Annotated in this window: 21 protein-coding genes; 6 read left to right on the top strand and 15 right to left on the bottom strand. The window is 39.8% G+C overall.

The window, feature by feature from the left end; translation table 11 throughout:
• Positions 1-292: 292 nt before the first annotated feature.
• Positions 293-1,204 carry a DNA-binding transcriptional regulator DsdC gene (gene dsdC / locus F4W09_RS16090; RefSeq protein ID WP_151505372.1) on the bottom strand — a complete coding sequence of 304 codons (912 nt, stop codon included), beginning with the start codon at positions 1,202-1,204 and terminating at the stop codon, positions 293-295.
• A 246-nt stretch (positions 1,205-1,450) separates the two neighbouring features.
• On the opposite strand from dsdC, the gene F4W09_RS16095 reads away from it, so the two are divergent.
• On the top strand, positions 1,451-2,785 hold the full coding sequence (locus tag F4W09_RS16095; protein WP_104441590.1) for a D-serine ammonia-lyase: 1,335 nt from the start codon (positions 1,451-1,453) through the stop codon (positions 2,783-2,785).
• 131 nt (positions 2,786-2,916) lie between these two features.
• On the opposite strand, the gene F4W09_RS17185 is transcribed toward F4W09_RS16095, so the two are convergent.
• Positions 2,917-3,078 (bottom strand): hypothetical protein, encoded by a 162-nt coding sequence (locus F4W09_RS17185; RefSeq protein WP_158654353.1) that lies wholly within the window; start codon positions 3,076-3,078, stop codon positions 2,917-2,919.
• 59 nt (positions 3,079-3,137) lie between these two features.
• Here F4W09_RS17185 and F4W09_RS16100 point away from each other — a divergent pair, with 59 nt between their 5' ends.
• Together F4W09_RS16100 and F4W09_RS16105 are read left to right on the top strand one after the other, a co-directional pair.
• Positions 3,138-4,661, top strand: a complete 1,524-nt coding sequence (locus F4W09_RS16100) for a cryptochrome/photolyase family protein (RefSeq protein WP_151505373.1) — start codon at positions 3,138-3,140, stop codon at positions 4,659-4,661.
• A gap of 4 nt (positions 4,662-4,665) precedes the next feature.
• Entirely contained in the window at positions 4,666-4,806 is a 141-nt protein-coding gene (locus F4W09_RS16105; protein ID WP_104441588.1) for a DUF2256 domain-containing protein, read from the top strand.
• Between the two features lie 82 nt (positions 4,807-4,888).
• Here the strand turns inward: F4W09_RS16105 and F4W09_RS16110 are convergent, their stop codons facing one another.
• Entirely contained in the window at positions 4,889-5,146 is a 258-nt protein-coding gene (locus tag F4W09_RS16110; protein ID WP_272482707.1) for a TIGR03643 family protein, read from the bottom strand.
• Positions 5,147-5,398: 252 nt separating this feature from the next.
• Between F4W09_RS16110 and F4W09_RS16115 the strand changes: the two genes are divergently transcribed.
• From F4W09_RS16115 to F4W09_RS16125, 3 genes are read left to right on the top strand one after another with little or no spacing between them, the layout of a single operon-like run.
• Positions 5,399-5,968 (top strand): nuclear transport factor 2 family protein, encoded by a 570-nt coding sequence (locus tag F4W09_RS16115; RefSeq protein ID WP_151505375.1) that lies wholly within the window; start codon positions 5,399-5,401, stop codon positions 5,966-5,968.
• Positions 5,941-6,441 carry a chalcone isomerase family protein gene (locus F4W09_RS16120; RefSeq protein ID WP_151505376.1) on the top strand — a complete coding sequence of 167 codons (501 nt, stop codon included), beginning with the start codon at positions 5,941-5,943 and terminating at the stop codon, positions 6,439-6,441. Before F4W09_RS16115 ends, F4W09_RS16120 begins: the two co-directional genes overlap by 28 nt.
• A 19-nt stretch (positions 6,442-6,460) precedes the next feature.
• Complete coding sequence (locus tag F4W09_RS16125; protein ID WP_151505377.1) at positions 6,461-7,156, top strand: response regulator transcription factor; 696 nt, start codon at positions 6,461-6,463, stop codon at positions 7,154-7,156.
• Here the strand turns inward: F4W09_RS16125 and F4W09_RS16130 are convergent.
• The 12 genes from F4W09_RS16130 to F4W09_RS16185 all read right to left on the bottom strand — a co-directional run bounded on the left by F4W09_RS16130 (position 7,153) and on the right by F4W09_RS16185 (position 20,199).
• Entirely contained in the window at positions 7,153-8,481 is a 1,329-nt protein-coding gene (locus tag F4W09_RS16130) for a sensor histidine kinase (protein WP_104441583.1), read from the bottom strand. The genes F4W09_RS16125 and F4W09_RS16130 overlap by 4 nt on opposite strands.
• A gap of 33 nt (positions 8,482-8,514) precedes the next feature.
• Positions 8,515-9,564: an SAM-dependent methyltransferase gene (locus F4W09_RS16135; protein ID WP_151505378.1), complete on the bottom strand. Its 1,050-nt coding sequence runs from the start codon at positions 9,562-9,564 to the stop codon at positions 8,515-8,517.
• A gap of 8 nt (positions 9,565-9,572) precedes the next feature.
• A complete protein-coding gene (locus F4W09_RS16140) occupies positions 9,573-10,352 on the bottom strand; it encodes a DUF1295 domain-containing protein (RefSeq protein ID WP_151505379.1) in 780 nt (259 codons plus the stop codon).
• A gap of 27 nt (positions 10,353-10,379) precedes the next feature.
• The gene (locus F4W09_RS16145) at positions 10,380-11,579 is read right to left on the bottom strand and encodes an SAM-dependent methyltransferase (RefSeq protein ID WP_151505380.1); all 1,200 of its coding nucleotides are present in this window, start codon (positions 11,577-11,579) and stop codon (positions 10,380-10,382) included.
• Positions 11,580-11,585: 6 nt separating this feature from the next.
• On the bottom strand, positions 11,586-12,371 hold the full coding sequence (locus tag F4W09_RS16150; RefSeq protein ID WP_151505381.1) for a DUF1365 domain-containing protein: 786 nt from the start codon (positions 12,369-12,371) through the stop codon (positions 11,586-11,588).
• A 15-nt stretch (positions 12,372-12,386) separates the two neighbouring features.
• Positions 12,387-13,655, bottom strand: coding sequence for an NAD(P)/FAD-dependent oxidoreductase (locus F4W09_RS16155; protein ID WP_151505382.1), 1,269 nt, complete (start codon positions 13,653-13,655; stop codon positions 12,387-12,389).
• On the bottom strand, positions 13,652-14,635 hold the full coding sequence (locus F4W09_RS16160; RefSeq protein ID WP_151505383.1) for an acyl-CoA desaturase: 984 nt from the start codon (positions 14,633-14,635) through the stop codon (positions 13,652-13,654). The genes F4W09_RS16155 and F4W09_RS16160 overlap by 4 nt, the downstream gene beginning before the upstream one ends.
• 124 nt (positions 14,636-14,759) lie before the next feature.
• Entirely contained in the window at positions 14,760-15,320 is a 561-nt protein-coding gene (locus F4W09_RS16165; RefSeq protein ID WP_151505384.1) for a lipocalin family protein, read from the bottom strand.
• Positions 15,321-15,754: 434 nt separating this feature from the next.
• Entirely contained in the window at positions 15,755-17,944 is a 2,190-nt protein-coding gene (locus F4W09_RS16170) for a TonB-dependent receptor (protein ID WP_151505385.1), read from the bottom strand.
• A gap of 208 nt (positions 17,945-18,152) precedes the next feature.
• The gene (locus F4W09_RS16175) at positions 18,153-18,743 is read right to left on the bottom strand and encodes a GNAT family N-acetyltransferase (RefSeq protein WP_151505386.1); all 591 of its coding nucleotides are present in this window, start codon (positions 18,741-18,743) and stop codon (positions 18,153-18,155) included.
• 32 nt (positions 18,744-18,775) lie between these two features.
• Positions 18,776-19,393, bottom strand: coding sequence for an RraA family protein (locus F4W09_RS16180; RefSeq protein ID WP_151505387.1), 618 nt, complete (start codon positions 19,391-19,393; stop codon positions 18,776-18,778).
• Positions 19,378-20,199: a (2Fe-2S)-binding protein gene (locus tag F4W09_RS16185; RefSeq protein ID WP_244948588.1), complete on the bottom strand. Its 822-nt coding sequence runs from the start codon at positions 20,197-20,199 to the stop codon at positions 19,378-19,380. Before F4W09_RS16185 ends, F4W09_RS16180 begins: the two co-directional genes overlap by 16 nt.
• Positions 20,200-20,206: the final 7 nt, after the last annotated feature.

Genomic DNA, 20,206 nt, shown 5'->3' on the forward strand with positions numbered 1-20,206 from the left:
GGCTGAATTTTATGACACTTTATGACGTAAATTGACAATATAGAAAGGAAATTAGGCAGCATTATTTAGGCTATAGACGCATGATTTCATGAATGAAAATGCGCTAAATATTTAACTGAAAAAATATTGAATATCAATAAAAATCAAAATGATGGGGTTCATTGGTTTCTTAAACTTCTCTCCAACTCCTAAGATGTTTTACCAAATACTGATCAACAGAATATTCAATCTAATTGAGGCTTTTTGTGTTTACAAAATTATTCAACTTCAACCACATTCAGTTATTCAAGAATTAGGTTTGAACTTTTAACCATCGAATAAAAGCATCAACTTTCGGTAATCGTGGATTTTTTCCAGAAATGGTGTAGTAATGCTGCTCACAAGCTAAAAACATTTCAGAAAATGGCATAATCAATGCCCCACTTTCAAGGTCTTGTTGCACTAACCTTTTTCGTCCCATACAAATGCCCAAATGTTGTTTTGCGGCAAGCAATGCCAAATCCGAACGGTCAAACAGCATCCCCTTCGATAAACCCAATTCCACAGAAAAATGAGTCGCCCAGCTCTGCCATTCATCCATACCAGTCTCATTGTTCCATGCTTGGCTATCGTGCAATAACGTGCAATGCTGTAACTGTTGTAACTTCCCAGTTAAATTCATCTTTTCAGCATATTTCGGGCTACATACAGGAACAATTTGTTCATCCATCAAGTAATCATAATTTAAATGTTGTGATGGTTGATGGCCAAAATACAGTGCCAGATCAATACCTGTGCGTTGAAAATTCACCATCTCATTGCCTGTTAAAATTGATAGTTCAATTAATGGATATTGCTGAATAAAATCCTGCAATTTAGGAATCAGCCAACATTGAGTAATTGAGGGCCGTGCATAGATGGTGAGAGAACCCGTCAAAGCCTGATTTTGAATTGCTTTTATTTCACTACTTAAATGATCGAAAGATAATTGTAAAGCTGCCAGTAATCTATGCCCTGCATGACTCAAGACCACCTTACGATGCAAACGTTCAAATAATTGGATATTGAGTTCTTTTTCAAGCAGATTGATTTGATGGCTGACAGCACTCGGTGTCAAACATAACTCAGCGGCTGCCATAGCAAATGATTCGTGTCTTGCAGCAACTTCAAAAGTATAAAGTTTGGATAACTGAAAACCTGTTAGATTGTTATAGGACGTACTCATTTGTTTTATCTCTATTCATGGCTCTCATCTTGATATTGAAATTAAGCATACGCTTTGACTTAAAATCAATTCATCTAAACATGTTTTATTCAACACTAAAGTAGATTACAGATGAATTATTTTCATGCATACGTCAAATATCATCATTTGACCCAGTATAGTAAATGCATTGAAATAAGCTCACAGTCGTTGTCTTGCCACTAAATATTTCTGTTTTTAGCCTGCAAAACCTATATGAGCCATCACATGAATCCTCAACAGATCCAGCAACTCACTCAACAGTACCCCATCGTTAAAACATTGATCGAACTGAAAGAAACCATTTGGTTTAATCCTGATTTCACAACATTAGAAGAAGGGTTACCTTATGTTGGACTCAATCAGGCAGACATTTATGATGCACGTGACCGTTTAGCTCGCTTTGCATCCTATCTCATGACGGCATTTCCAGAAACAACCGCAAACAATGGAATCATCGAATCTGATCTGGTATCTATTTCAAAGATGCAACAACAGTTAGAAGCACAATTCGGACAAAAAATTGAAGGAACCCTCTGGCTTAAAAAGGATAGTCATTTGCCCATTTCTGGTTCTATTAAAGCCCGCGGGGGAATTTATGAAGTGCTCTATTTTGCTGAAAAAATAGCACTGGATGCAGGTTTACTGACCTTACAAGATGACTATGCCAAATTAAACGCCTCTGAATTTAAAAAGTTTTTTAGTCAATATCGTATTGCGGTAGGCTCCACGGGAAATCTAGGGCTATCTATTGGCATCATGAGTGCGCAACTGGGTTTTAATGTGACAGTCCATATGTCGGCAGATGCTCGACAATGGAAAAAAGATAAATTACGTGCGCATGGCGTCACTGTTGTCGAATACGCAGAAGATTATGGTGTTGCGGTTGAAGCAGGACGCAAAGCGGCACTCGCAGATCCAAACTGCTATTTTATTGATGATGAAAATTCCAAAAACCTGTTTTTAGGTTATGCCGTTGCAGGGGAACGCTTAAAGCAGCAATTACAACAACGTGATATTCAAGTCGATCAAGAACACCCTTTATTTGTCTATTTACCTTGTGGTGTCGGTGGTGGTCCTGGTGGTGTAGCTTTTGGTTTAAAAATGGCATTTGGCGATCATGTTCATTGCTTTTTTGCCGAACCCACACATTCTCCCTGCATGTTATTGGGCATTGCCACAGGCTTGCATGATCAGATTTCGGTACAAGAGATAGGCATCGACAACATCACCGATGCAGATGGACTCGCTGTTGGTCGTGCTTCTGGTTTTGTCGGTCGCGCCATGCAGCGATTATTAGACGGTCTTTACACTTTAGATGATCAGACCCTTTATCAATTGCTGGGTTTGCTGAACCAAACCGAAAAACTGCAACTCGAACCTTCAGCTCTAGCTGGCATGTTGGGGCCTGTGCTCATTTCCAAACATCCTGAATATGCGGCAATGCATCATTTAACACCACAACAACTTAAAAATGCCCACCATATTGTTTGGGGTACGGGTGGTGGTATGGTGCCTGAAGAAGAAATGTCCCAGTATTTGGCTAAGGCTGCTCAGCCCTAATATGTTGTCTTTCTAACCCCATTTAAAGATAAAGAAACACGCTGTTAGCCTCTATGCTGAAAGCGTGTTTCGATACACTGTTCCAAGCAAATTAAACTATTTAAACAACGAAATAGACTTAAATTACAAGTTCAATTCAGCACTTCCGTTTCTTTTTCTAGGTATAGAAAACTACGTCTATCCTTGATGATGTTTAACGCTTTTTCTCTGTCTGGCACATCAATAACCGTTGTGATGATTGCATTCAACTGATGCTCATAATGATCTAAAGATTTTTCATCCCAACGTTTCACATAAAATTGATCTTTAAAAGCTTAGACTACATTTAACATGACCTTATATTAAAAAAAATATGCGTTTTGGTTTAATTCTAGGTGATCAATTAAATCACCAACTGGCAACACTCAAGTATTTGAACCGTGAAGAAGACATCATTCTTATGGCTGAAGTACTTGAAGAAACAACTTATGTTGCCCATCATCCGCAAAAAATAGCGCTGATTTTTAGTGCCATGCGCCACTTTGCCAAGGAACTTCAAGCAGCAGGTTGGAAAGTTCGTTATCACCCATTCAAACGGGATAGCGAAATCAAAAAAATAATTGATTTCATCCAGAGTCAACAACAGTTATTTCCTGCAACTACACTGGTCGTCACCCAATGTGGTGAATATCGTTTACAGCATGAAATTGAGACGTCATGGGGTAACACGCTACAACTACCCGTTGTGTGTTTGGAAGATGATCGTTTCTTTTATCGCTTAGAACAATTTAATCAATGGGCAAGCAAATATAAAACGCTGAGAATGGAGTATTTTTATCGAGAAATGCGTAAGCAAACGCAATATTTAATGCATGAACAACAGCCTGTGGGTGGGCAATGGAATTTTGATCAAGCCAACCGTAAAGCATGGCTAGGCAAACCACCTCTGCCTAACCCATTAACATTTGAACATGACCAAATTGACTTGAACGTTATTCAACTCGTTAAAGCAGAATTTTCTCAGCATATTGGTAATATTGAGCAGTTTCACTGGGCAACCACTCGTCAAAATGCGCTGCTTGCTTTAAATCATTTTATTTCTGATCGCTTGCCCTACTTTGGCGACTATCAAGATGCCATGATTTATGGATCAGATTTTATGTTCCATAGTCTGCTTTCCCCATATTTAAATTGTGGCTTGTTATTGCCCAAAGAAGTCTGTGATGCTGCTCAAACAGCTTATTACAATGGTCAAGCACCCTTGAATGCAGTAGAAGGTTTTATTCGACAGATTCTTGGGTGGAGAGAATATGTTCGGGGCATTTACTGGTTATATATGCCTCAATATAGCCACCAGAACGCGCTCGAAAATATAACGCCTTTACCGCAATATTACTGGACAGGTCAAACCAAAATGGCCTGTATGGCAGAGTGTTTTCGGAGTACCTTTAAAAATGCCTATGCGCATCATATTCAGCGTTTGATGATTACGGGGAACTTTGCACTTTTAGCAGGTATACACCCACAGGAAATCTGTGAATGGTATTTAGCTGTATATGCAGATGCATATGAATGGGTCGAATTACCCAACACTTTAGGCATGGTGATGCATGCCGATGGTGGCTTAATGGCAAGTAAACCCTATGCAGCATCGGGCAACTATATTCATAAAATGTCAGATTACTGCCAACACTGTAGCTATAACGTTAAGACCAAAACCGAACCAGACAGTTGCCCATTTAACAGTCTTTACTGGTATTTTATGCTCAAGCATGAAGCCATTTTTCGTCACAATCCACGTATGGCTATCATTTATAAACAACTAGATCGTTTGCAAGATAAATCTAAGCTCATCGCCCATGCCCAATCATTACTTCATCAATTAGATCAATTGTAAGAACATGAAAAAACAGCATTTACCAGAAAAAATATGCATGTATTGCAAACGTCCTTTTACATGGCGAAAAAAATGGCAGCGTTGCTGGGACGAAGTCAAATATTGTTCAGAAAGATGTAAACGACAAGCTCGGTTAACTCGGTGAATAAGTCTAGTCATAGCATTACAATAGACTGACCTATATCTTGTTCGAACAAATTTAATTTTTCGATAACCACGCATTATCACTATGCATGCTTATACTGACGTGAACAATAAGCCCTACTAATATCTGGTGATCGTAATTGTTGGTGTTTGCTCTTACGACCTACCATACGTTTGCGCCATAATTTAAAACTGCCAGTTTTTAAATTCTGCCGCATTAGACGAATGACCGCAGACTCATCTAATCCGTACTCACGTTGGATCGCTTCAAAAGGTGTTCTATCCTCCCAAGCCATTTCAATGATTCTGGACAACTCTTGCTCAACGAATGTGTTGGTAATATTCACAATACTCTCTTGGATAAAATTCTAAGCTAAAACTATTTTTAGGATGATATTCAAACCTAAATGCTCATGTACTCATGCTCACTTGTATTGAATTAGCGGCTTTCTGTTTGTTGTTAATCTTAAAAAAAGCAACATGAATTTTTTGTGATTTTTTTAGTTTTATAACGTGGAGTTGCTAGAAAAAGCTATTCACATTCGCTTCACACCAGCTTTCTTACATTAAATAAAAACCAAGGAAATAGTGTGATGAAAATTTTGACTACACTAATCACCACGACTATCGCAGTTTTCAGTCTAACTGCCTGTAAAAGTCTTCCAAGTTATAGCAGTGACTACAGTCAAGCAGATCAGAAGATAAAAGGCATTCCCTTCAATGATGCACAAGCCCACGATATAGGTTCGCGTTTTGTCGCTGCCTTCAATACTTTGGGTACATCCAACTTTGTTACTCAAGCAAGTAGCCTGTATGCAGATCAATTGTATATTAATGATACGTTATCTCAGTTTTCCAATAAGCAAGAGCTGATCAAGCATTTTGAAGGTATGAATAATCGCGTCAGCAACGTCAGCGTCAAATTGATCAGCGCAACCCATCATCAAGATTCAGCCTACATTCATTGGTATATGGCTTACGACTTTAAAATGTTTGGACGGACTAAAACCATGGCGTCCTATGGAATTAGCGAGATCAAGATCAATTCAAACCAACAAATTATTTTTCAGCAAGATTACTGGGACCCTGCCAATGGTCTATATCGTTCACTCCCTGTTTTTGGAGGTGCTTACAAATGGGTATTACCATTCAAAAAATCCTGATTGGCTTGATCGGTGCAACTACATGTATGGTCAGCCTTTCCACAAGTGCAGCCAGTCTGGAAAAATGTAACAGCGCACCTCTGGTTGTAACCAAAAAAAATGTGGGTACAGTGAGCTATTTCGCGGTCAACTGCCAAAAGCCGTGGGACAACCAGACCATCCGCTTAGATTTCAACTATAGCCACGACATTCCAGAATGGGCATTTAAGCAGGCTGCCACCTATTTTTTAAAGAAAAATGTTACGGGCTTTACTGAAAAATCAGAATTAAATCAAATTACCCAACTCTACCGACCTGTTAAAGTCGGAGATCATTATAGTCTGGTTTATCAACATGAAAATCAAAAACTTGAGTTAAAACTCAATCAAAAAAAGCTAGGAGAAGTTCGTGATGCGAATGCCAATCAATATTTTAAAATCTGGTTTGGCAGTGCCCCATTTAATGCTAAATTAAAGCAACAACTATTAAATTAATTGGCATTCTTTTAAGCATATGAGTAATCACTTTATTCTGATGGTCGAGGATCATTTCGAATTGGCAGCAACAGTCTGCGAGTTTTTGGAAGCCCATGGCTATGTAATCGATCATGCCCGAAATTTGGATGCGGCAAAAACTTTGCTCAAGTCACAACACTATAATTTATTATTATTAGATATTAATTTACCCGATGGTTCTGGTTATGAGTTGTGCGAATGGCTTCGTCATCAGCAAAATCTGGATATTCCTGTACTCATGCTTACAGCACGTGACACACTAGATGACAAACTTAAAGGCTTTGCATCAGGTACTGATGATTATCTGGTTAAACCTTTCGATTTTAATGAATTGGTCATGCGCATTCGTGCCTTGATTAAACGTGCTTTGGGTGAGGTCACCCATCATAAGTTGCAAATTCATGATCTTGTATTAGATAGTGCCACGCAAACTGTATCCCGTGCTGGACAAGCTATTGAGCTCCCTCCAATTCAGTTCAAACTACTTAAAATCTTAATGCGTAACTCACCCAAGGTGATTACTAAACAAGAAATTATGATTGAACTATGGGGTGATGAAGAACCAGAAAGTGATGCTTTACGTAGTCATATTTACAACCTACGCAAAATGATTGATAAACCTTTCCCGCAAAAACTACTGCATACTGTTTCAGGTGTAGGTGTAAAAATTTCGTTGAAATCCCAAGATTACTAGTAAAAATAAACCACAACCACCAAACCTGTATTTGCTGCCAAATTAAGTTCAGGATGAATAGACATATAATATTCGCGATCGAACAGTTCCACTCGCCACCCCAACTGTTTACAAAGTTTTTCAACCAATTGTAAACCGATACCATGTCCTTTTATTTCGAAGCCAAGTGCTGTGCTCTTCAATTCTTGCACCTTGGCATCATTTGGTAAATTGATTCCAATGCCATTATCCGCAATCAGCAGACTATGCTTTTGTTGAATAATCTGAATTTCTGAACCTTGCGAATAATTCAATGCATTTCGGAGAATATTACTCAGCACCATTTTAGTCATAGAGGGGTACAAGTTTCTAAGCTGCTCAGATGTATCCTGCTGCACATAAATTTGCATCCCCTTACTTTGACTAACTGCATGCAAGGAATCGACCAAATCATCAATAATTTCAGACAATAACATCTGCTCTGAAGCAATATGCTGAGTGGTATTTCGTGCAATCGCCAATAGAGTGTCGACCAAAAGCTGCATATCATCAATGGTGTTATTTAAGCGGGTAAATACTTTATCTTGTCCATATCGAGCCTGACAAAGCTGTACATTACCTTTTAGAATTGTCAGTGGCGTGCGTAATTCATGGCTAACATCACCAGTAAATTCGCGTTCACGCTGAATAAATTCACTCAAGACATCATGATACTTTTCTAGTGCCTGCTTCAGATATTCCGCTTCCATATTGCCGTTGGTGTAAATATCTTGAAAGGGAGATGCTTGAGTCTTTTGATGTGCCCAATCTATATGTTCTAAAGCGTTTGCAAGCCGAGTAATCGGTGAGAAATAACGTCTAGCACGACGGTTTGACCACCATAAAAAACTGTAAAGAATAAACAGGCTGAACATGAGGGGAGCTAATCCAAATAACCAGACCAACTTATTGACATTACTTTCACCAAAGACCAGCAAAACGTGTTGGCCGTTTTTTTCGCCATATACCGTCATACGCTCTTTGCCATCCACCCAAATACGATTGACTCCTATATTTAAGTGCATGTTCCGAAACTGTTGAGGTGGCGTACGAGTATTCCAGCGATAACCATAAAGGTTTTTGGTATCAGGTAAATCGGCATCTGGATCGCGTGCCACACGCGACCAATAATGCTCCATTTCTTGTTCTAATGCCGTCTTTAATAAGGAACCTTTAATGATCCAAGCACTACAGCCTATCCCGACCACAATTGACAAGGCAATCAGCCCAATTTGCAACCAATAATAACGATTGAAAATTTCCGTTAAGGCATGCTTTTGAAAACTATGTGTCTGGGATTTCTGCATATCTTTTCCTTAGGTATGATCGGCAGCGGTGGATTAAAGGATCTTTTTATGAAATAAAAAATGACCAATCACCCACTCTTGCCCTTGTTCAAAACCAAACAGTTCCGCGCATGCCATGAAAAATATTCTCCAGCGTTGCCACCAAGCATCCGCCTCTTTGCCATAGGTTTGCTCAAAGATCGGTTTAAGTTGCTCTTGATGTGCATCCATATTATCCAGCCAAGCATTTGCAGTACGTTCATAATGCTGACCAGACCATTGCCAATGCTGTTTGAGTTGTAAATGCTCTTGAAAATGTAAAAAGGTAGAGACCGAAGGCATTAGTCCGCCAGTAAAAAAGTATTTTGACATCCAATCATATTCAGATTTTATCTCAAACGGATAATGCAAAAAACGATGACAGAATATATGACACCACAATAAACCTTCAGGCTTGAGCCAACCATTAATTTTTTCAAATAAGCGCTGATAATTTCGTACATGTTCAAACATTTCAACAGAAACTACCCGATCAAAATGATTTGGCTCAAGTTCCAAAATATTCACATCGCAGGTTAAGACTTCAATATTCTGAAAGCCACGAATTCTTGCCTGCTCTAAAATATGTTCACGCTGCGTTTTCGAATTTGAAACAGCAGTAATATGCGCATTTGGATAACGCTCAGCCATCCATAAGCTAAATGAGCCCCAACCGCAGCCTAACTCTAATATGCTTTGACCATCTTGTAACTTTGCTCGCTCACCGTAGAGTTGCAAAGCAAACTCTTCAGCTTGATCTAAAGTGGTCGTTTCATGTGCAAAATAACATGCACTGTATTTCAGCCGCTTACCTAATACTGCCTGAAAAAATTGGGTCGGTAACTCATAATGCTGCTCATTGGCTTTCTTGGTTTCAATGGCGATTTCACTCTGCTTGAGCATATTCAGCACATCCATATAACGCTGTGCCGCCTGTTCAGGATCATCACGACCCTCTTGAATCAAACGCTTTTTGCTCAAGCTACGGATTGCAGCCCGAATGGCTTGGTCTGGAATTAAACCACTTTCAACCAGTTTTAATGATTTTTGAATTATATAATCCATGTGCGTACCTACTTTTTGGGTTTCCACGGAATGAACATTGAAGTCCGCTGTTGATAATCGAGATAATTCTGCCCACGATTTTTAAGTGCTTGTTGCTCGCTAAACGGAATACCTGTGATGTAATACAAAAATAGCCACATCAACACAGGATATATCCAGAGCAAGTGGAGTCCAGCTGCCACCCCTAAAATAGGATAGGCAAACCAATGAATCCATTCAAAAAAATAGTTGGGATGGCGTGAATAACGCCACAGTCCTTGATCCATGGTTAAACCACGATGTTGGGGCTGTTGTTTAAAGCGATAGAGCTGCTGGTCTGCAATCGTCTCGCCCACAAACGCGAGGACTAAAATAAGTGCAGCAACAGCTAAAAATACGGGATAGCTAACACTCCAATCCTGTTGAGGCGTTGTTAATAAAGCCCACATTGGCAGGTAAAACAAAACAACTAAACCCGCCTGAAAAATAAAAAATAGTAAAAAACCAAAGTGCTGAAATTTCCCCATAGCACGGCGCATATTGGCATAACGCGTATCTTCGTGTTGTTCGGCAAGATAACGTCGCAACAAATGCGCGCTCAATCGAATAAACCAAAGACCACTCAAAATGCCAATGAACAGACGGATAGGCATCGGAGCTAAATCAATAAAAATAGCTGTCAGCATAATATTTAAAGCAAGACAGCCACTCCAAGCAACATCCACAATGCCTACACGGCGGTTGAATGTTGCCCAAACCCAACAACACAACATAATCGCAAGGTTCAAGATTACGAGCTTAACGAACATCCTCTTCCCCTTTCTCGATTTGCCAAATTAATGACTGCTGGCTTCAAATAACATATGTACATCGCTAATTACGCCTTCTTTGAAGCCGCCTTCGCAATAACATAAATAAAAGTCCCACATCCGAATAAAGTTTTCATCAAAACCTAACTGTAAAACCTGCTCTTTCGCATTGAGAAAGCGCTCACGCCAATGATGGATAGTCTGGGCATAGCTGAGTCCAATATCATCAAGCTGTTTCAATCTTAACTTTTGTTGCGACGCTCTCTCTGTCAACACGCTTATGCACGGAATAAAGCTACCAGGGAAAATATAGCGTTTAATGAAATCAACCGTTCGCAGCGCTTTTTGATAGCGCGCATCTTCAATGGTGATGGCTTGAATCAGTGCCAGCCCCTGTGGCTTAAGTAAATCACGACATTTTTTAAAATAGGTGGGAAGATACTGTTCACCTACAGCCTCAATCATCTCAATTGACACCAATTTGTCATACTTACCTTCTAACAAACGGTAGTCTTTCAATTGCACATCAACTCGGTGACTTAAACCTGCTGCATGCACACGAGCCACAGCTTCATCAAACTGTGCTTGAGAAATAGTGATGGTGGTGACTTTACAGCCATAATGTTGAGCCGCATAAATTGCAAAACCGCCCCAACCGCTTCCAATCTCGACCAAATGATCTAAAGGTTTTAGTTGTAGTTTTTGACAGATCAACTCTTTTTTTAAATCAGAGGCAGCTTCCAAAGACATATCTACAGATTCGAAGACTGCGCTGGAATACATCATGGATTGATCGAGAAAAAGTTTAAAAAAATCGTTACTGAGATCGTAGTGTTCTGCGATGTTTTTACGGCTGCCACTCAGGGTATTGCTCCGAGTTCTGTACCAGTTTTTCAGTATAAACTGGCTCAGTTGCGCCATGGCATTTTGATTAATCTTATCCAACACTTCACGATTTCGAGCCAAAATCTGTATAAGTTCGACCAGATCATCACTTTTCCAGTCTCCACGAATATAGCTTTCGGCAGCACCTAATACGCCTTGTTTGAATATCAACTGCATGACATCCGGATTGTGTACCTCAATCACAGCATGCAAATCTGAAGCCTCTCCAACAGTACCATTCCATACGCCACGAAAAGTAATTTGTCCATGACGTAGTCTGAGTAGGCTTCTAAGTAAAAATGGCAATGAAGCTTGCTCACCATAACGTAATGCTTTCATCATGAGGGATTAATCCTTATTCTTTTTCGGATGCCGATAAAATGGAACCTTTTTCAACCATAACCTCAAGGCTTGAACATAAATAGAAGCCATCATTTTTAAAGGTTCTAGACTATATCTCAGAGCATAATGATGTTGTTGTGAAGGAAATGTGATGGGATTCAAACGAAAGCGCATCGTGGCATCAAATATCTGTTTTTGTTGTTCAAACAGTTGCATGTGAATCACATTCAGTGAGTCTGAAAAGTTAAACCGCCACCGATAATCAAGTTCCATCGGCATAAATGGCGAAACATGAAATGATTTTTCAAAATTGAACTCATACCCCTTAAAATCACCATGGACTTGTTGTGGCTGGCGACAATCATGCAGATACACCTTGCGTTCATTCCATGGGGTATTGGTGATTTCACTGAGAATGAAAATCGGCTGCTGATGCTGTTGATCAAAAATAAAATAGAAAACTACGGAATTAAACCGAATGCCCAAACAACGTGGCAAAGCCAGAATGCGTATTTGTGAAGTTGGAGATAACATGACATTCGCATATTGCAATACGGCTTTCTGGACCTTTTGTCTAAGACTGCCATGATAGTCTGTTAAAAAGTCGGCACTATACAGATTCAGAATATTCCAGTGCTGAGCGGACCAAAACGGTGATTTATGGGTAAAACTTTCTAACTGATCTGGATCAAACCATAAATAGCTCAGTTTAGATTCAAAACTATGTGCTTTAGGTGCATATCGCCGATGTCGGATGCATGCCTCAGCAATAGCCAGCGGAGTATTCAACATCTGTAAGCTCCTTTATTAATGAGCATAACTAGTCAAATAATCAACCACACGCGCAGCACTGCGTGCACCATCTTCATGAAAGCCCCACCCCCAATAAGCCCCACAATACGCAGTACGATTTAGCCCCTGTAATTCATGCCACCGCCCTTGAGCCTGAATCGCTTTTTCATCAAATACAGGATGACGATAATGTCGTTGCACCAGTATTTTGGCAGGATCAATCTTCATATTCGGATTTAAAGTGGCAAAGATTTGAGTTTTACATTTCAAATTTTGCAAATTATTCATCCAGTACGTAAAACCATAATGAGTAGTCGATGAATCTAGCGCTGATTGATCTTTTGGTGTCACATGTACATGCCAGCTTGCCCATTGCGAGCGTTGTTTTGGCATAATTGAAGTATCATGATGAACCACCATATGATTATCTTGATAAGTAAAACTTCCTAAAATTTCTCGTTCTAAATCCGTCGGATTTTCTAATAATGCAAGCGTATCATCGCCATGACTGGCAAATATCACCCAGTCAAAAGTATGTAAACCTGCTTCTGTTTGAACCTGTACGTGGTCAGGATAACGTCGAACCTGCTGTACCGCTAAGTTTTCCCACTGAATTGTGGGGCATTGCTGTTGAATTGCCTGAATATAGCGATTTGAACCCTGTTTGACAGTTTGCCATTGTGGTCTCTCTTTTAACTGAAGCATACGATGATGCTGGAAAAAACTGACCACAAACTTATAAGGAATCTGCCCGACCTGATCGACTGGAGCTGACCATAAAGCCCCACACATTGGATATAAATGCTCATGGCGAAAAGCTTCTGAATAACCATGTTGGTCTAAATAGCTTTCAATACTCATCTCGGCGTCATAGTCACTTATCGATAAGTCTTTATTTTCTTGGTAAAAACGAAGTAAATCAGCCAACATATGTCGAAAGTTTTTATTGAAAAAATTTTGCGGACGCGTGAGCAATGACCATTTTTTTGACGGATTGTATTGTAAGCCTGTGACACAGTTATTGACCGAAAAGCTCATATCACTGGCTTGTGCCTCTACTGCGAGTTTTGCCAGCATCTCACTAAACAATGGATAGTTGTAATCATTAAATACGATAAAGCCACTATCTACAGCGATGCTCTGCCCCTCAATTTGAAAATGATGCGTATCGGTATGCCCACCAAAATAATGATTTTTTTCAAAGATTGTGACTTGATGCTGTGCCGATAATTTCCACGCTGCATATATACCTGAAATACCCGAGCCGATAACCGCAATCTTCATAAACAATCTTCCTTTTTTAATTTTTTTGTCTCAAGCTGAAGTAATGTGTTATTACGGCGACTTGCAGTATAAATTCGTGCTGGCACTGGCTTTAAAGCCCAAACCAAGCCTAACCATGACAGGATTTTTAATACGTAGTAAGTCACATCAATTTGCCACCAATAAAATCCCTGTCGGGTACTTCCTGCATAATAATGATGGTTGTTATGCCACCCCTCGCCAAGGGTAATAATCGAAAGAAAAAAATTGTTACGGCTCTGATCTGTCGTGTCAAAATCTCGTGAACCATATAGATGTGCAAGAGAGTTGATACAGAGTGTGGCATGAATCAATAATACTGTTGAAATGACAAAACCCCAGACCAATAATTGAGGTCCCGTAGTTTCAAGCTGTGGATATGTGACAGCCAACCATTCTCCCAACCCATAAATGGCGACTGCCGTGAGTAATACGACAGGGAGACTGAAACGATCCAACCAGACCAATTCGGGATATTTCAACCAATCTTTCACCACTTCTTTACGAATTTTGAAATTGTGATCATTCAAGAACCAACCAATATGGCTATACCAAAAACCCTGCGTTGAAGAATGCGGATCTTGTTCCGTATCGGTAAACCGATGGTGATAACGATGATGGGCGGCCCACCATAAAGGCCCACGTTGCGCACTCATGGTTCCAATCAAAATAAAAATGAACTGGACAATACGAGAAGTTTGGAAGGTTTTGTGCGATAAATAGCGATGAAAAAATGCCGTGATTGCAAACATTCGAATGAGATAAAACCCCAGCATAAACAGCACTGCGAATTTCGATACTCCCACCCAAAACACGGCAAAAACTGCAAGATGCAATAGAATGAAAGGCGAGATACGCAACCATTGAATTTTTGAGTCTTTGGATGGACTGTCTGGCTGCACTGTTTGGGTTTTTACATCACCCGACCAGCTATCCATCCAGCGTAGAAAAAATTTGGACATTGTTTCTTCCGCATTTTGAGTTTTTATATTTGCTTTTCATTTTATGGAACACGATATGAAATTTATGTGAAGTTCACTCCTCAGTTTCATCGTGGACCAGAAAAATCACAGTGCATTGAATGGGTTAATTTTGATGTGGTGTTCTAACTAATTTAGTCACATCATACCCATATTGACGGGCTGTTTGTAAGTAAGATTGGTAGATTGACTCATCTATTTTCGGATCACGTGACAGTACCCATAAGTATTTGTGACTAGGACCACCCACCAGTGCAACCTTATACTCAGGATCTACTCGAAGTACCCAGTAATCCCCTTGAGTAAAAGGAATCCATCTTAGTCCTGTAGGCAAAAAACTGACCTTTAACTGACTATTTCCAGCATTTTGCGGATAAGCCACCCCTTGAGACGAAATGGTTTCACCTGTTTTAGTACGACAGCTATTCAATACGCCCACGGTCTTATCTAAATTTAGGGAGTAATTTGCAGTCGTGTCGCTGGCACAATTGCGTTGAAAGTACATTGGAAAATGTGCGATTTCATACCATTTGCCAACATATTTATTAATATCAATCTGGGGGACGGCTTGCGGTTTTGGGTTTTCGGCCTGAACGGCTAATGATGAGAATAAACCGATACTAACAATCGCAGCATGGCTCAGAAAGCTTTTGAAGAAATTTTGCATTGCTTAACCTATCTGTAATGTTTCATGCAAAATACATGACCCCGTTGTGAACAAAGCGTGAATTCATAAGGACAACCCTGCTGCAAAATAATGTTTAGGCAATTGATTATTTTTAACTGGGTAATAAAACCTCTTCTAAATACTGTAGTGGATATTTAGCTACTAAAGCGTATGCAAAAGTAAAAGAATAGGAAACTGAATGCTTTGTAGTAAAAGCAATTCGATGATCTATAAGAGCTTGGGTAAATGAAAGATGAACGAGGGAGTTTGCTGTGAGCTGACGATAAAGTTCGTCATCAGTGCAGAACGGTTGGTATGACTGAACCTTTTATTCGATTCGTTGCTCCTCTTGTCGTGGATGTATGTACTATCAGTTGGCTTGAGCAGTTTTTTAAAAGTACCCGTAAATCATTACGGGCACTTTTGCATTCAAATCAATATTTAAAAGTATAACTTAACGCAAAGGTTCGTCCTTCCGCAGGAATTGCCAGAAGTGAATTGGCATTCGTCACTGCAGCTTGTTGAGCAAATACGGTTTTATATTGCTTATCCCATACGTTATAAACCCCGAAATCGACTCGACCTTTTGCCACAGGGAAATGTGCCAACACATCCATGGTGGTATAACCTTTAATCTCTGCCGCACTGTTACTATCTGTGATTCCAGCTGCTTTTAACGCCAGATCATCTTTATAAGCTTTGTCTGTCCCTTTAATGGCTAACATTTGAGCGCGTACACCATAACCTTCAGCATTGCTCCATTCTGCAAATAAAGTGCCTTTCATTGGTGAAACTGCAAAAGCATTTAACTCATGCCAATTATCCGCTGCATCTTTGTACTGACCACGGGTATAACCCAAAGTTCCCCCCACTTTATAGTTCTCCATAAATGGATAACTCACAGTGGCTTCTGCACCATAAATGCGTTGATCGGTATCGACTACATTGACAGATCGGTCAGAGTTAAATTGCACGACTTTATCAGAAGTATTGTAAAAGCCTGTTAAACCTAAATTTAAACCTGAATCTTGATTTAGACGCCAACCCAATTCATAGCTATTGACCGTAATTGGCTCAATACCCGAAGTCGTTAAGGTATATGCTGCGACATCACGTAATACGCGTTGTACATCTGGATAGCTATAGCCTTGAGAGAAATTAGCATAAAGTTGTTGCGCATCTGTCAGTTTGTAAACAGTCCCTAAATTGAACAGAAATTTATCTGAATCTGTCGAATCCGCTGCCATTAAGGTATAAGGCTTACGTGCTGTTAAATAACTGTCAGTATCGGCTTGGACATATTGATAACGTACACCTGCCTGTACATTGAGGCGATCAGTTAAAGCATAATCCCCTTGTAAAAAAGTCCCGATATTCTGAATTTGAGTATCTGGGCCTGAACCTTGTGTTTCGCCTGTTGGGGTATAAACTAAACCTGTGTTGCTAGGCAGATAAAAGTCTGCCCACTGATGATCTTTTTCCCAGTCATAGTCCAAACCATAAGTCAGTTTTAACTCACGATCTGCCACTTTCAAATCGGATTGTAAGGTCGAGCGAATGCCCGCATAGTCCACATTGGACTGGCTTTGTTTAACACTCACACCATCTTTCGAGTAGCCATAAGGGACAAATCTAGATTTTTCATTTCGATAGTAAGCTTCTACATTTAGTATTTGCCCTAAAAAATCCTGATTTTGATATTGTGTATTAAAAGCATAGCGTTCGGTGAATGGTTGCTTGTCTAAGCTCCACCCCTTAATTGCTTTTAAAGAAGGTTCTGTTTTTGTCTGTAGATAAGAATAATCAGGGCCATATTCGGTATCTTGTTCATCTTTATAATATTGCGCACCAAAACTTAAACTTTGGCTATCCGTCAAATTAAAATTCAGTCGTCCATTTACATCAATGGTATCGGTATCCATTGTGCTGCCCTGCCACGGGCTTAATGAAATACGATCTCCTCGACCATCAAACTGTGAACCACGGCTGGTATAGTCTACGCCCAGAAAACCATCTACTTTGTCATGGGCAAAAGAGGAGGTCTGTCCAACTTGATAAGCTAGACTATCACTACGGAAATTATCGGCGGCGGTTACACCCAACTTGGTCTGAAAACTGACAGGGTCAGATTTGTCTGCTCGTTTAGTAATAATGTTAATAATACCGCCTGTTGCGCCAGAACCATAAATGCTGGTCGCACCCGAAACGACTTCAATATGATCAATCATATTCGGGCTAATACTGTTCAGTTGACGCGCGACATCACGTGATCCTGTTTGAGATACCCCATCAATCATCACCAATACATTACGGCCACGCATGGTTTGACCATAGTTACTGCTTGTTCCGCTACTTGGTGCAAGTGACGGTACCAGTTGCGCTAAAATATCGGCAACTTTACGACCTGTTCCTGCCTGTTGTGCAATTTCATCTGCTGAAATGGTTTGAACCGTCCCCGCAATTTCCGCAATACTTTTGGGTGTTCGTGTTGCCGTCATCACCAGCGTGGGAAGCTTCGCTTCGGCATTTTGTGTTTCAGCCCCTATCGCAACGGAATCATTTGCATAAAGTTGGGTGCAAATTGCTGTTGTAAGCAAGCAAAGGCTAAAGTGTGACAAGCGCATTTTTATTTCCAAATAGTAAGTATTAATATTGGTGCAAATAGTAATCATTATTATTACTATTGTAAAAACTTTTATTCCACTTTTTTATTTTTTGATGGATTTTAATGGCTATGTCTAAATACAGTTGTGGGACTAAGTTTTGTTAAAAATACAAGCTAAACAATGTCTCCCCAATGGAAGACATTTCTAAAATACCTATTATTTTTTTCTATGAACGAGCTAATGCTCCACACTTTTCATAAAATTTATTTCTAAAACAATGATATAAAATGGCTGTTTTTTCTAACATGTGTATCTTTTTCTGGGCTTCAAAAGCAATCTCATGGGCGACATATTCATACGATTTCACACTTTCATCGGGCTCCCCTACAATTTTCTCTGCTGGAGAATGCTCAAAAATAAAATAACTCATCATGCGCATTACAGCTTTAAAATGCCCTTTTCCCACCACACTTTCTTCGCCCAATAAGATATGCCACCCTAAATCAAACTCTGATGCAGGATAATATAAGGACAACCGATCCCGTTTAGCCTCGTATATTTCTAAATAGCCCACATCCTGCCCTTCAATTTGAATAATATACAAACGTTGATGGTCATCAATCAGCATCTTCTCAAAATAGACAGCCAGCTCTAGTTCGGGTTTGTTCAGTTGCCACTGCGGGATGACATGAGGTGTATGCATCCATTTATAAAGTAGTGGAAAATCTTCAGGTAAAACCACTGCGCGCAATGCATAGGCAATCCCTTTTTCTGCATAAGAAAAATAATGAGGAAGACTTGAGGATAATGTTTGCATAGAAGTCCTTTCTTTTTGTCTTAGACCGATAGTTAAATGCTGTGGTAATACTGTTCTGTGGGATGCTGACTAAAAAACTGCTCTCTTTTTTGTTGTTCCAAAAGTTCCATTTGTTGGAATTTTTCTGAATGGAGTGCAGCCACCTCAGGTTTTAAAATGAAAACGCCATCTGCATCAGCAACGATCAAATCGCCTGTTGAAATAATTGAATCAAAATATTGAATATCCTGATCAAAGTCGACCAGACTTTCTCCTTCTGCTCGGGTTGTTAAACAACTCACCGCTTGAGCAAATACGGGAACTTTCATGGCACGTAAAGCACAAATATCAGTGACTGCACCAAGAACAATGATGGCGGCCAATTCATGGTAAATCGCTGCACGATGACGTTGTTCTCCCCAACAAGCACGGTAACCCAGTTTCCGCGCATCAATCACCAGTACGTCACCCGCTTTGCTTTCTAACAATGCATTGCGTAGCTGCATGGCATTGATGGAGTTTAAAGTGACCGTTCGCACCCGTCCTACAACATGTTGAACGGAATTAACTGCATGAATTTCAGGTAAATAACCTGTATCTAAAACATGCCCAATGGTTGAGCTAGCAATATTGGCATACTGTGTAAATAAACGATTTAATTGATCTGACATGGGCTGTGATCTCTTTCTTGATCCTTTTTAGCTAAAGGGCAACTGCTGCAATATTCACGTTTGGATTCGGGGAGTTGAAAATAAAAACAGCACTTTTTCCTTAGGTAAGTTCCACTGTTTAACTTTCGTTTTTGTTCTAACAAAAGAAATGGATTTTGTTTTAAGCCAAAAGATTCAGCAGATAAATTTGATAAGAATTGGCGTTGCTGCAAAATTTTTGTCAACGTCTGTTGAGATGAATTTTGTTTCTGCATCAGGTCATAGAACTGTAAAATCCTGAGTGCTGTATTTTCCCAAAGCAAAAACTTCTGCACTTTTGCAACTTTACTGATGGCCTCAAATACTTGACTTAAATCATTAAAAATCCTCAGCATGGTTGCTTGATACGTTTGCTGTTGTGTCCACCACGTATCCTTTTTTAAAGAGGTGGGTTTAATATTTAAATGACGGTCCCAATACCAAGTCGCTGATATTTGCACTGAAAGCGCAGACAATTCCCAAGGCAAACTCACCTCTTCCGTTAATAATGCATATAAATAAGGGAACAACATTGGAACTGCCCAATATTTCATAAACATTGAACCTGAACAGGTTAAGTTAACAGCCTGTATACGCGTTGAAAATTCAGTGAGCACCATTAAACACTGCTCAGGATCTAATAGATCGGCAAAACTACATGCATCGTGCGTATGCAAATTGATTTGAATATTGAGCCTTTCAGCCAACATATGCTTGGCTTGAGAAAGACCCAATGATTCAAATTCAGGCTCTGAGACAACATTCACGACAGAGATATGGGAACGCACGTTCTGC

Source organism: Acinetobacter tandoii (genome assembly GCF_008867985.1).
In the GTDB taxonomy this organism is placed as follows: domain Bacteria; phylum Pseudomonadota; class Gammaproteobacteria; order Pseudomonadales; family Moraxellaceae; genus Acinetobacter; species Acinetobacter tandoii.